Raw genomic sequence first — 13,123 nt, forward strand, 5'->3', positions numbered from 1 at the left:
TGTCATTATACCTGTATGTTTCACTTGATGCAGTCAAGTTGCATTGGCTCCTTTACATAGAAAAAGACACCTGGGTGTCCTTTGTTCGAACTTAAAGAGTCTTTGACATCAAGACATTGGTCACTTCGAACCCTGTATTCTGGTACAAGGAAAGAGCCACTTTATTATGACCAAAAACATGCAGCGCGATTTTTGATATATCTTTTTCCCTCGCAAATGAGTCCAGGGACTTCAATGCTTCCTTTCCATAGCCCCGCCCTCTTTTGCTTTCATGAATCTTGATATCATAAATGAATGCTTCTTTACCGTCCTCATTTACATTAATCCATAATGTGCCTACGCCTTCCTGGTCTTCACCATCAATTAAAGTAAATATATAATGACCCTTTGACTCCAGTCCATCGGGCAGTAGTTGATTGAATTCGTTTTCCGCCTGCTCTAATGAAGTTTCCTTTTGGAAGTTACCGGCTTTCGTCTTTTCTGCCGCGTATTCTTTAATAGAATCTTGAAGCCAAAAAGTATATTCATGGTCTTTCATTGGTTGTAATAGAATCATTGAATGAGTGCCTCCTCTTAATAAACTATTTCCAGCGTTTCCTGATTTCCCTCACTACAGTCTATGGACGGTCCCAATGCGGTAGATTAGTTTGATAAGAAATTTTTGAACTTGGAATGAGTATTGAATATTCTATTCTTCTAGTTTACCATTATCAACCATTGCTTTCACCTGATAGTTAAATATTTTCACCATAAAGTAACATGCCTCCCCATGGGAGTTCCTATGGGAAGGGGATGTTGATATTATTAAGATGAAGCTGTTACACTTTCATCTGCCAAACCTATTTCCTCTGGATTAAGCTCTGAGGTGTGTGGAAGGGAACGTAAGGTTTTGTTTAAGATCCATACGAGGGAAATAAATAGAATCCCACCTGCACTCCCGATATATACAGACGTACTTCCGAATATTTCAGCAAGATAGCCGCCGATAAGGGATCCGAACGGCATAGCCATAGCTCCCAGGGAGGCTGTCACAGAGAAAATTCTGCCGAGCAAATGCTGTGGAACGATTGATTGAAGAGCGGCACCCATGATGACATTGGTGGCCCCGATTGGAATCCAAGATAAGCCGAATAATAAAATGCTTAAGCCATTCATAGTAATGAAGCCTGAAATCATCCAAGTAGTTCCACCCAGGAAGAACAAGACAATCGTAAGCTTGCCCAGCGGATAGCGCTCAAACCAGGATGCTCCGATGGCTCCGATCAATGCACCTCCCGAGATTGCAGCTAAATATAGACCATATAATTCTGAACCACCTCTGTCATCGGCAAATGCCGGCAAAATGGCATAGATGGAGCCGATGGCAAAGTTTGCCACGATGGACCCCAATAAAAATTTGGCTAGGTGGGATTTGAATACGATGGAAAAACCTTCAAATAGATCATTTTTGTATTCTTCAAAGGCTGATCCAATAGATTGTTTTTCTTTTAATTTCGTTTCGGATTTCATATTAAGAAGACTGAACAAAATGGCTGCTGCAATAAATGTGACAACGTCGATCATATAGAGGGTGATGGCGCCAACTAATGTGATGAGGATTCCGGCAAGGGCATTGAAGGCAAGATCCACTCCTTGAAAAGCAAAGGAGAACAGGGAATTACTTTTTACAAGTTGATCTTTTCTGACGATTCTCGGAAGGATGGCTGCCTGACCAGGGTAGGTGAATTGGTTTAGAGCAGAAATGATTGGCATGATGATGAGTATGAACGAGACAGTTAAGAACTCCATAAAATGTGCCAATGGTATTAACATAACCAGGATTGCTTGAATGATTTGGGTTCTGACCAGCATTTTCTGAATCGGCCATTTATCAACCAGGGGACCCACGAGAAATTGTAAGGTTCCGGGCAATAAGGTAAGGAATCCGGCTAAGCCTGTATAAAAGACACTTCCTCCCAGCTCATAAACGAGCCACATGGCAGCCACATAATAGATGCTATCCCCCATATTCGTAACCAATCTTCCAAAGAACAATGAGGCAAAATTACGGTTTTTCATTAATAATTCTTTCATACGAATTCTCTCCTTCAGACTGTAAATTTTTTTTAACCGTTTACGCAAAAAAATATTCCTGATCAGTAAAATAAATTTTACCGTTAGTCTAAAAAAAACCATTAACGGTCTTTTTCTTCTTTCATTACTCTATTTTCATATTCAGATTCATCAACTTGGAAACCATAAGATGTAAGATAGTAATAGTTGGCGTCTGGATTGGATTTATTAACTTTTGCTATGTCTTGATATTCTTTTATTAGCTTGAAATATCCATCAATAAACGACTTAAATTGTTCTTCTGTCACTTTTAGTTCTAATGAAGTAGCAAGAATATTCCATTCAGACGGATCTTCGGGACCAGCCTGCTCAAAGGCTTCCGGTGGTGCTGATAATACCCTAGCCATTGTTCTGTCAAGCATTCCATACATCAAATGCCTCTTCGTCTCGGTAATTTCTTCTTTATGCGGAAGCATGCTTGAATCGGGATAAAAACCACTGGCGACAGATTGATAAAACTTTTGGACGATACCGTTCTTTTCTTCAGTTTTGACAATTTCAATCAAACCGAGCTTCTCTAATTCTTTTAAATGATAATGAATGCGGGCTCTTGAGAGATCAAATATTTCAGATAACTGTTGACCGGTATAGGGTTTTTCCACTAATCGAATCATCAGTTGGACTCGAAATGGATCGCTGAGTGCTTTGAGTTGATCATATTCTTTAATGATGAACATTGATTTCATTTGTATCACCTGTCATGTTTATTCACACGGTAAAATTATTTTTACCGTGTGAATAAACTTTAACATCAACTGGTTATTTTATGCAATAGATATTTTACTTAAATTTCAATTTTTTTGAATCTTGTCCGAATTGGAAAATGTATTTTATGCCGGACAGACTTAACTGGATGTGGTTTATTATGCTGATTTTCATCGGGATGAATCTTATCTTTGCTTTTACGTGCTCAAAAAAAGACCCAAGTCGGGTCCTGTTTCAAGTAGTTTATAAATGCAGCCTTTAGAAAAGAATCTGTGAAACCTCCTAATCATTAATTCGGCTCCACATGTACATGCACATCGTACACTTCATGCTTCTTCATCAATTCTTTCTCTACAACGCTTGAAATATCATGTGCCTGCTTAATATCAAGTGTTGACCTTACTAAAATAACCACATCTACGACAGTGTTGTTCCCGTAGTTTCTCCCACGTATATCCTTAACCCCTTTGACACCAGGGATGGCTTCAATGGTCTCTTCGTATGCCTGAATCAATTGTTCATCAAACCCGTCTGTTAAATAGTGTGAAGCTTCCCGGAAAATATCCCATGCTGTTTTACATATTAAGAGACCTACAAAAACGGCCGTCAGAGGGTCTAACCAAGGAAGATAAAATTGGGCTCCAACAATTCCGACTACTGTTCCGATACTTACCCATGCATCTGAAAGATTATCCTTTGCAGCAGCCATAAGGGATTGACTGTTTATTTTTTCAGCCAATCTTTTGTTATAGCGATATACCAGGTACATGACGATAGCTGCCCCCACCCCTGTCCATGCTGAAAGAAGATCTGGTGATTGGCTTTTTCCGTCAAATACAGACTGTAAGGCGTTATATAGTACTTGAAGCCCTACAATCATCATAATGAATGAGGCAATTAGAGAGGCAACACTTTCTGCTTTCCAGTGACCATAGGGATGATCCTGGTCTGCAGGCTTTCTGGAATATTTTAGTCCAATAAGTACAGCAACAGAAGCCACAATGTCTGTCGCATTATTCAAGCCGTCTGCCTGTAAAGCTTCTGAATTGGCTGTGGTGCCAATGATAAATTTTAGTATTGATAAAACGATGTATGCAAGGATACTGATGATAGCTCCGCGTTCACCTAATTTTAACTGATTATACTTTTCTTGATCCACTGGTTTAATCCTCCACACTTTAATTGTGTTTATCATATCAATTCGCTTTCATGTGGGTCTATAGCAACCTTCTTTAGTTCAGCTATCTTATTATGAAGAGGTTAAAAATGTTTTGTTAAGTAAACTTTTATGACTTCATAAAAAATAGGACAGCGAGTGCTGTCCTATTGATCTTGGAATTGTTGCTGCCTATGAATCTTTCGTTGTTAATCTACAATATCCGCTGAGAAACTAGGCTTTGTAAGGCCAGCTTCTTCATAAACGGCTGCCATTTTTTCTTCGAATGCAGCGAATTGTTCATCAGATTCTGTGTATTCTGCGTTCGCTTCATCTGAAAGGTTAGCAGCTCTGGTTTCATACGATTTTGCAAGATCATCTAACGCTCCTTGGATTTCTTCTTTTTTAGAATCAAGTGCGGCAGGAACTTCAAGAGCATGAACGTCTTCTGCTACAGTTGTAGCAGCTGCTTCTGCATCCGTTTTCAGTTTTGCAATTTCTTCATCGGATGGTTTATCTTCTTCCTTTGCTTTAGCTGCTTCAAATGCATAAATGGCCGAATCATTCGCATTTACCGTGTTGATAATCTCCATTTGATAGTCTAATAGAGCGCTTTTCATTTCCATCTCATCTGATTTTGCTTCTTCCTCTGTAGCTTCAGTGTTCGTTTCGGTTTCTTTTTCTTCGGTACTGCCTTCACTGTTGCATGCGGCAATAAATAAACTCATAGATAACAAGAAAAATGGTACCAATAATTTTTTCATCATCATTTCCTCCCCTTTTTTGAGAACCTGCAATTACATATATTACCTTATTTCGTTTTATATGTAAACAAATGGATATTATTTTGTATTATTTGTAAAGAACTCAAATGTTGTCGGGGAAGTTAGTTACCATAATAATATTATTGCATTCTCTTTAGTGATGTTTCCTTTTCCGCGTTATTCAATCCATATCTGAAATCACAAATATATTCATATTTAAAAAGAAATCGTGATTAACAGATGTTCTAAAAAAAGTATGAACAGTCCAATTATGACATGGAGACCGTTTCGCCGTTAAAATAGAAATTTCGCCGATAAATGTATCAATTTCGCCGTTAAAATCAAAATATCGCCGATAAAATGTAAATATCGCCGATATCCATCTTATTTTCCAGTCAATCCAATGACAAATATAGACAAATCAACACATTACTTTCGATTTAAGCAATCTATGCTTGGATTTATGTGAAGAGATGACATAATTTACACAAAAAATCATTATTTTATTCTTAATTCCCCCCATAATTCGTCTGAATTAGCATGCCACATCCTCGAATTAGGATCTTAAACACCAACCTGTATGTATTAAAATTAAACTTTTGGTTACGATGATTATTAACAAAAGTCATATTTGGGGGTGCTTTTCTTGGTGAAAAAAGAATGTTCATGTGAACGCTGTAAGTGTAAAACGAAAAAAGAATGTGATTGTCCTTGTTGTTGCGAAAAATAATATAAGCCCCTAAACTCCAATCGAGCTTAGGGGCTTATTCTTTTCACACTTTTACATCCACACCTACAATGTCATCAAAATACTGAACTGATTTCATTTCTTCATCAATCCATTCGTTTTGTTTCCATGTATGATCGATAAATACTTCAGCGATCATTCGCTTCCTCTCTCCACCCATTGTATGGGCATCCTTAAGTGCGATGACACTTTCGAATATATCGACCATTAATTCAGCGATTCGTTTTGAATGATACGTTTGCGTGTCGACGTCCGCCCCTGCTATTTTTTCCAATAATCGTTCTAGTTTTGCGATACCCTCTGTAACTGGGGAGCTAAACAATAGAAGCTCTTCAGGCAAATTGGATAACTCTTCTTTTATTTTAACCAAAAAGTACTCATGAGCCCGGTGCTTATTGATTAATCTTAGTACTTCAAGTCCTAAAATATTCGCTGTTCCTTCCCACACCGTCAATACCTGTGCGTCCCGAAGTAAGCGTGGAAGAACGAAATCCTCGATGTAGCCATTCCCTCCGTGCATTTCAATGGCTTCGTGGGAGAAATGAATCGCTTGTTCCGCTGATTCCTTTTTCAGAATCGCAATAAGTAATCTGTTTAGGACGTTTTCATCTTCTGTCGTCGGGGTTTCATCCGAAACGACACGATCAAATAAATGAACGAGATGAAACACTGCACTTGTTTCTACCTCTTGCTTGGCTGCAAGACGAGTTAATGTTTCTTTGATCATCGGATATTGGGTCAATTTCTGCCCGAATGCTTCACGATAAAATGCATAATTTCTTGCTTCTAGATAGGCTCTTCTCATGATTCCGATCGAGGCGATGGCATTGCAGACACGGGAAAGATTCAATGCCTCCATCATATAGTATATACCTCGATTCGGTTCTCCTACAAGATGGGCTTCAGCTCCGTCGAATTCTACTTCTGCAGAAGGGACCGCCCGGACACCGAGTTTATCTTTCAATCTTCTAATGTGAATGCCATTCAGTGAACCATCATCTTTCCTCCAGGGCACTGCAAACAGGCTGAGTCCTTTCGTCCCATCAAAAGAACCATCGATACGGGCGAGCACCATGGTCACTCCGCACATTCCGGAGTTGGATGCAAAATATTTTTCACCAAAAAGCTTATAATTATCACCATTTTTGACGGCTTTTGTATCATTGGCACCAACATCGGAACCACCTTGACGTTCAGTTAAAAATGTAGCCCCCTCGTATAACTCCACTTCTCCTGTTGAAATGACATGAGGCAGGAATCTCGTTTTCACCTGATCGGATGCGTATTTTTGAAGTAGCAGGGCAGTAGCCATGGAAAGGGTAACAGGACAATAGAAACCAGCCTCTGTTTGTGATAATAGATAGCCTTGGGCATAGGAATATACATAATTCCCTTTATGGCCGAGTTCGGGAATGTCCTTATGGATATAACCTACTATTCCCTTGTTATAGGTTTGTTGCACCGTTTTCTTATATCCTTCGTTCACCCAGATTTCAGAGATTTCTTCTCCTAATCGGTTGTATTTGATTAGTCTTGGCTGCCCTTCACGGTCGGTATGTACGGCTCGATCATCAATTTCCCCCGCACATAATTCGCCCATCACATCCAGCTCTTGATCAGCCCAGACAAAAAAGTCTTTGTCAAGGTGTTGCTTCATAAGTTCCTTGAAATGAGGATCCTCCCTATAAAAATTTTCAATCCTTCTCATGATTTACCACAAATTCCTTCGTGTTATCTCCAAGACTCATTCAGATGTCTCCCCTGACCCATTTAATTTTTTGATAAACGCATCCCTTAGTTCTTCCATTTCGGTTCTCATGGCTTCGAGCTCTTCAATAAAGCTGGTCACCTCTTCGATTCGTTTGGTTCCATATTCAATCGTGCGCTCTAATTGTTTCCTTCCAGTTCGGTCCTGATCAAATAATAGGACCATTTCTTTGATTTCTTCCAAGGAGAAGCCGAACCGTTTTCCCCGAAAAATCAATTTCATTTTCGCGACATCTCTCTTTGAATAGATTCTCCTTCCTGACTCGCTCCTTGCCGGTTGCAGAAGATTTAGCTCCTCATAATACCTTATCGTGCGTGTCGTTACGTTAAAATCTTTTGCCAGCTGAGTAATCGTGTATGTCATAGTAATCATCTCTTTATTAGAAAATTTCGATACTTCAAGTTTACCATTGACGTCAACGTAAAGTTCAACCTGTATTAAAAGTTTTTGGTTCTTTGGAAGGAGTACCCTCACACATAATCAGAACACTGTTTTCCATATACTAGTAATAAATATTGACGAGGTGGTGAGTGAATCATGCAGAAGGTGTTGTTATTTGCGGATATAGGAATCGATGATACCATTGCCCTGATCTACTCTTATCTGAGTGAAGAGATTGAACTGGTGGGGGTGGTTGCTGATTATGGAAATGTCCCAAGATCCCGTGCTGTTGCAAGTGTCCACTACCTCATGAATCTGTTGAATCCTAAAGACAGGATTCCGATTATTGGTGGGGCAGAGGTCCCGATGACAGCTGAGCAGCCTAAATTCTATCCTGAAATACACGGAGAGTATGGACTTGGACCAATTAAACCTGGTCTGTATGAAGGAAATATTGAAAATTTCTTTGAGATTATTAGATTGATTGAGAAATATGGGGATGAACTGATCATTGTAAATATAGGGAGGCTGACCTCCCTTGCAAATATGTTTATCTTATATCAAACACTTTTGAATAAAGTAAAGAAGATTTTTATTATGGGTGGAGCGTTCTGGGTACCTGGAAATGTAACGGCGGTATCTGAAGCAAACTTTCATTCTGATCCGATTGCAGTGAAGATTGTCTTGACATATGCCAATAATCTCACCATCATCCCTCTAAATGTGACTGACCATGCAATCGTAACCCCTGAAATGGTTGATTACATTGAGTATAAAGGTCGATCGAAGCTTGTTAAGCCCCTATTGGACTATTACTATGAATTTTATAAGAAGCGAAATCCATTGATTAAAGGAAGTCCGGTACATGATGCGATAACCCTTATGTCAGCAGTCAATGATGACATGTTCACGTTTCGAAATCTACCCGTTCATGTAGTGACTTCCAGCTCCGGTATCCACCGTGGCCAAAGCATTGCGGATATCAGACCGTATATTCAGTTTGAAGAAACAGCAAAAAAGCATCGGATTGCCTTTTCGTTCGACTATGAAATGTTTTTCGAACGATTTATGAATGTGATGACCGGAGAATCATTTGAGAGAAAAAAGGAATGATCTCTTCAGAAAGAGGTCATTCCTTTTAGCATTTATCAGGTGATTACTTCAGGCAGTGCATATGATAACTTCTTCAATTCGTCCACCCCCTACCAACTTACAATGAGGTAAATGGATTATAGCCCTAATTCTTTTTTTATGGATTCTAATGTCTTGCCATTCAAGGAATCGGCAGGTGCTGGTGGATTTTTTGCGTCTTCATTTTGCTGTAAATAATTCTTCTCAACAAATCTCAAGTCCTTTTCATTCACTACTGTGTCGAAATTTATATCAGCCGCACGGTTATCGGTCCCCCATGCCTCCTGAATCGCAATGGCATCATGGATATCGATTACATGGTCCTGGTTTACATCTCCTCCTACTAAGCTTATGCGGATAGTTTCTGATTCTCCGTATAAGGTCCCTTTGTATTCGAAGCCAAATGTTTCTTCATGTTTTTTCATAAAATGTCCAGGAACACTTACTTCAAATGTATAGTCATCTTTACTTAACGGCAGTGGCTCAATTTCAAAACGAGAAGTCCCATTAAGCAAGTTGGAAGCATCAAGATCATATCCAGAAGGATTTGTCACCTTAATTGATGCCCCTACTTTCTCCCAATCTCTATTTTCAGTAAAACCTCCATCCTCAGCAAGATACCCTTCTGGTGCCAAGTTTCCTTGAACGCGGTTAAATGTAGGTTTTAAATTGTAGCGATTTCCGGCACTGAGCAAGGTCTGCTCTTCATCGTTTGCATTGATGATCTTAGCTGTAGGTTTGATGTATCCAATCGGATAGAATAGTTCGTCTTGTACTTTCACTTTTACATCTACCACTTCTGTACGGTCAAATGCTTTATTTTCGTCGAATTTCACTCTTACTTGATTTCCTTCGACTTCAATGGATGCATAATCACTAACTTCATCTGTCAATGCAGCTTCAACAAGGTATACATGTTGTATTCCTGGATTATCAAATGACCAGGTTGCTTCTTTCACTCCGTCAAGATTATCCAATACGAGTGAAGCGTTTAAGATATCCCCTGATCTTGCAATTTCTACATCGTGTTTGGCATACGAAACAGGGGTCCCTTCTTTCACGAAGAAGTATTCCTTCCATTTCGCCTGGTTTCCTGCTTTATCATAACCAATAAGATTGAATGAAAGAGATTTGGCGTATTCATTCATCTCTACTTCTTCCACCCATTTTCCATTCTCATCCATATAGAAAGGCCCGTTTGGTAAAGGGAATCCGTAGGTATAGACCGCAAAGTTGGACGATTGATTAATATTTACCCCTGCATCTTGCATGGCTTCGACGTTCGAATCCTTCACTTCCATTTCGAATGGCACTGTCTTTTGTCCAGGTTTGTATTCAATGAAAGGAGACTCACTGTCGAGTGTACTTTTTACTTCGGGAGCTTCAATATCAATGAACAAATCATGCAAAATGGTTTTCTGTTTTCCGCTAGGTAAGGTTGTAATGAATTTCAGTTTGTAATAACCTGGTTGGGCAATACTCGTTTCAGATGCTACAGGATCCTTCTTATTACCCGTGAACTTGTAGTATTCACCGGTAAAGGATTGTAAGAAGTAATCACGGTTTTCTTCAGCTCCGTTCATATCAAGTGATCCCACTAAGCCCAGGTCCTCTCCAGATTTCCCATCTTGAAGGATGACATCCATTGTGTCGACTGGCGAGCTTAAATTGAATAACACCATGGCCGTCGTCGTTCTGTATCCATCGAAACCATGATTGTAATGTGCTGGCGTGATTGCTGGTGTGAGTAGATCCAGAGAGTTGAATCCTTCCTCTGATTTCTTCACGCTGAAAGGAACCCTGTAGCTTTCACTAGAATCTTTGCTGTTGGTAATGATCAGGTATCCTTCATAAATGCCTTTTTTTGCTGTCTTCGGCATAGTAAGGAACACATTTGATTTCAATGATTTCCCGGCATTGACCTTAATTGATTTGTCAACATTCACCTGTACTCCGTTTTCCTTCAGACTATTGGTCCCTTCTTGAACATTTTCTATAATCTCTACGTTGTATGTTTTTTTATGGCTACTGCTGTTTATAAATTCGAGTGTCTTCTTTACGCGAACGTGAGAACCCTCTGATACGATCTGGTTATCAAAGCTTAAGCCGCCGGTTTGTTCCTTGATTGTGATCAGGTTTTCTCCATTTGGAAGCAATGTTTCATCATTTACTTGAATCTTCGTTTGACTGTGAAGTGCTTGATAAGGATCTATTTTACCTGCTCCTACTTCAAACACACTGTAATCTTCGTTTAATGGATCAGCGGAATTCATAAGGATCGTTTTAACATCTGACGGTTCAAGGTCAGGGTTCTCTCCCAGAAGTAACGCAGCCACACCAGCGGCAAAAGGCGACGCCATTGAAGTTCCATTCAATCTTGCATAAGCATATCTATAGTCTTCAGGATTCTCTGGATTCACCATATAGGAAGGGAAGGTGGAGAGAACACTTACTCCGGGTGCTACGATCTCCGGTTTCATATCATAGTTTCTATTCACAGGACCTCTTGAGCTGAAATCAGCTAACTTGTCCCCTTCTGAGAAGGATTCTTCAAAGTTGCTGAATGTGAAAGTGTTTGCTCCATTCGCGATTGCTTCCTTCAGCTCTTCCCCGGATTTCTTGGTCATGGAGAAAGCTGGAATATAGTGAGTAGATTCACCTAGATTATAACCAACGTGACCTTCCACATTGTTGTACATGATGACCGCTTCTGCCCCATTTTCTTTGGCAAACTTCACTTTGTCAATTAATGCAAAATCTCCCCGTTGAACAAAAGCTATCTTTCCTTCGACATCTTTATTTTGATAGTCTTTCATATTACCCAATCCTACATCGACTATTTCAAGGGACTTATCTTCTAAACTAGCAAATTGGTGAGCAAATCCTCTTGCCATGCTGATGATTTCCGTGGACCAACCATTTGATAGTTCTCCTGTAAAAGTGGTTTGAGAAACCGGTACATCACTTGCCCCAACGGTCAATGCCAGTGCTGCTGTACCAGGTGATCCAAGCGTGAAATCATTGGATCCTGAATTCCCTGCTGATACTACAGCGGTTACACCATTTAGAACTGCATAATTTAACGCCGTACTGGTCGGGTAATATGGATCGTTTACGCCTGCTCCGAGAGATAGATTAATTACATCCATGCCATCTTCTACTGACTTATCAATTCCAGCGATGACTCCTTCTGACGACCCACTACCATATGGACCTAGTACACGATAAGCGTATAAATCAGCATCTGGAGCAACTCCTTCTACAGATACTTCACTATCGTTCTTATTTTGCCCTACAATGGTTCCTGATACATGTGTACCGTGTGAAGTGTAATAAGGAGTACCTACTTGACTAATTTCAGGTTGATTGGAATTTTTCCAATCTACATAGGTTGCTTCCATTGGATCGCTATCATTATCGACAAAGTCATATCCATCTTTATATACGTCCTTCAAATCAGGGTGATTATAGTCAACTCCTGTATCGAGAACACCAACTTTTATCCCCTCACCTGTGATTCCTTCTTTGTGCAGTTTGTCTACATATAAATAGTTGATGCTTTCCACAGATGTGGTGATGTTTCGATCAACATCTGCCGGCAGGACTTCCTTAACAGGATCTACTGTAAACGTTTGGTTTTTATATACGGCTTTGACGGATGTTGAGTGAAGGAGCTGTTCTACCTGATCGGCTGGTAGTTTTATAGCTACTCCATTATAAGCCGTTTTATAGGTTTGTGTGATTTTTGGCAATGGTTTTTTTTCTCTTTTATTTGTAGTTGATAAGTATTTATTTACGTCTTCTTTAAACACTTTGTGCTCTTGATCTACTTTTGCTTTAGCATCTTCTTTCTTTAAGGTCTTTCCTTTAATTGCAGCTTCTAATACAGCTACATCGGCAGGTTTTGAACGGAATTCAACGATGACTGAAATCTCTTCTTCAGAAGTCAGTTCGGTTTCATTGAATCCTTGAAGACCCTCTAGATTATTTAATTCCAATTGTTTCAAAGCGCGCCTTTGTTCTTCTGTTAAGGAAGATAACATGTCTTCTGCTTTCCAGTCCGTTGCGTTTACGATTGGTGTGGAGAGGGTGTTGACCGGGGATAAAAGTAATCCTGTGGAAAGGGCAATCACTGCAGAGCGTTTAGCAATTGAGTTTGTATTCATTATTCCTACCTCTTTCTTTTCTCAGCTGATTTTAGTAGTATTCGAAATAGTATTACAATTTCATTTTAGTATTCTTTCAGTTTAGAAGCTATTGGGGTTTTTATTGAGTCTTTATAACCAAACGTAGTCACAATTAACAGTTATTAAGACCTGTTTATTGGGGTTATTTTAAAGAAAAAGTGGTAAATACAT

At 39.5% G+C, this 13,123-nt stretch carries 9 protein-coding genes; 1 reads left to right on the top strand and 8 read right to left on the bottom strand.

The features are described from left to right. Positions 1 to 91: 91 nt before the first annotated feature. The 7 genes from TV75_RS02480 to TV75_RS02510 all read right to left on the bottom strand — a co-directional run bounded on the left by TV75_RS02480 (position 92) and on the right by TV75_RS02510 (position 7,616). Entirely contained in the window at positions 92 to 556 is a 465-nt protein-coding gene (locus TV75_RS02480; RefSeq protein WP_044337050.1) for a GNAT family N-acetyltransferase, read from the bottom strand. Between the two features lie 248 nt (positions 557 to 804). Further along, complete coding sequence (locus tag TV75_RS02485) at positions 805 to 2,073, bottom strand: MFS transporter (protein ID WP_044337051.1); 1,269 nt, start codon at positions 2,071 to 2,073, stop codon at positions 805 to 807. A 101-nt stretch (positions 2,074 to 2,174) separates the two neighbouring features. Then, positions 2,175 to 2,798 (bottom strand): ArsR/SmtB family transcription factor, encoded by a 624-nt coding sequence (locus TV75_RS02490; RefSeq protein WP_044337052.1) that lies wholly within the window; start codon positions 2,796 to 2,798, stop codon positions 2,175 to 2,177. Positions 2,799 to 3,106: 308 nt separating this feature from the next. Beyond that, entirely contained in the window at positions 3,107 to 3,976 is an 870-nt protein-coding gene (locus TV75_RS02495) for a cation diffusion facilitator family transporter (protein ID WP_044337053.1), read from the bottom strand. Between the two features lie 206 nt (positions 3,977 to 4,182). Then, positions 4,183 to 4,737: a hypothetical protein gene (locus TV75_RS02500; RefSeq protein WP_044337054.1), complete on the bottom strand. Its 555-nt coding sequence runs from the start codon at positions 4,735 to 4,737 to the stop codon at positions 4,183 to 4,185. A 773-nt stretch (positions 4,738 to 5,510) separates the two neighbouring features. Further along, on the bottom strand, positions 5,511 to 7,193 hold the full coding sequence (locus TV75_RS02505) for an acyl-CoA dehydrogenase family protein (protein ID WP_044337056.1): 1,683 nt from the start codon (positions 7,191 to 7,193) through the stop codon (positions 5,511 to 5,513). Positions 7,194 to 7,229: 36 nt separating this feature from the next. After that, the gene (locus TV75_RS02510) at positions 7,230 to 7,616 is read right to left on the bottom strand and encodes a MerR family transcriptional regulator (RefSeq protein ID WP_044337057.1); all 387 of its coding nucleotides are present in this window, start codon (positions 7,614 to 7,616) and stop codon (positions 7,230 to 7,232) included. Between the two features lie 171 nt (positions 7,617 to 7,787). Between TV75_RS02510 and TV75_RS02515 the strand changes: the two genes are divergently transcribed. Beyond that, positions 7,788 to 8,747, top strand: coding sequence for a nucleoside hydrolase (locus tag TV75_RS02515; protein ID WP_044337058.1), 960 nt, complete (start codon positions 7,788 to 7,790; stop codon positions 8,745 to 8,747). A gap of 116 nt (positions 8,748 to 8,863) precedes the next feature. Here the strand turns inward: TV75_RS02515 and TV75_RS02520 are convergent, their stop codons facing one another. After that, positions 8,864 to 12,931: a S8 family serine peptidase gene (locus TV75_RS02520; RefSeq protein WP_044337059.1), complete on the bottom strand. Its 4,068-nt coding sequence runs from the start codon at positions 12,929 to 12,931 to the stop codon at positions 8,864 to 8,866. Positions 12,932 to 13,123: the final 192 nt, after the last annotated feature.

Source organism: Rossellomorea aquimaris (genome assembly GCF_000935355.1).
GTDB lineage: Bacteria > Bacillota > Bacilli > Bacillales > Bacillaceae_B > Rossellomorea > Rossellomorea aquimaris_B.

Bases quoted from the DNA above. Each gene is read 5' to 3' on its own strand.
- TV75_RS02505 (WP_044337056.1), bottom strand. From the start codon at position 7,193: ATGAGAAGGATTGAAAATTTTTATAGGGAGGATCCTCATTTCAAGGAA.
- TV75_RS02520 (WP_044337059.1), bottom strand. From the start codon at position 12,931: ATGAATACAAACTCAATTGCTAAACGCTCTGCAGTGATTGCCCTTTCC.
- TV75_RS02480 (WP_044337050.1), bottom strand. From the start codon at position 556: ATGATTCTATTACAACCAATGAAAGACCATGAATATACTTTTTGGCTT.
- TV75_RS02510 (WP_044337057.1), bottom strand. From the start codon at position 7,616: ATGACATACACGATTACTCAGCTGGCAAAAGATTTTAACGTAACGACA.
- TV75_RS02485 (WP_044337051.1), bottom strand. From the start codon at position 2,073: ATGAAAGAATTATTAATGAAAAACCGTAATTTTGCCTCATTGTTCTTT.
- TV75_RS02490 (WP_044337052.1), bottom strand. From the start codon at position 2,798: ATGAAATCAATGTTCATCATTAAAGAATATGATCAACTCAAAGCACTC.
- TV75_RS02500 (WP_044337054.1), bottom strand. From the start codon at position 4,737: ATGAAAAAATTATTGGTACCATTTTTCTTGTTATCTATGAGTTTATTT.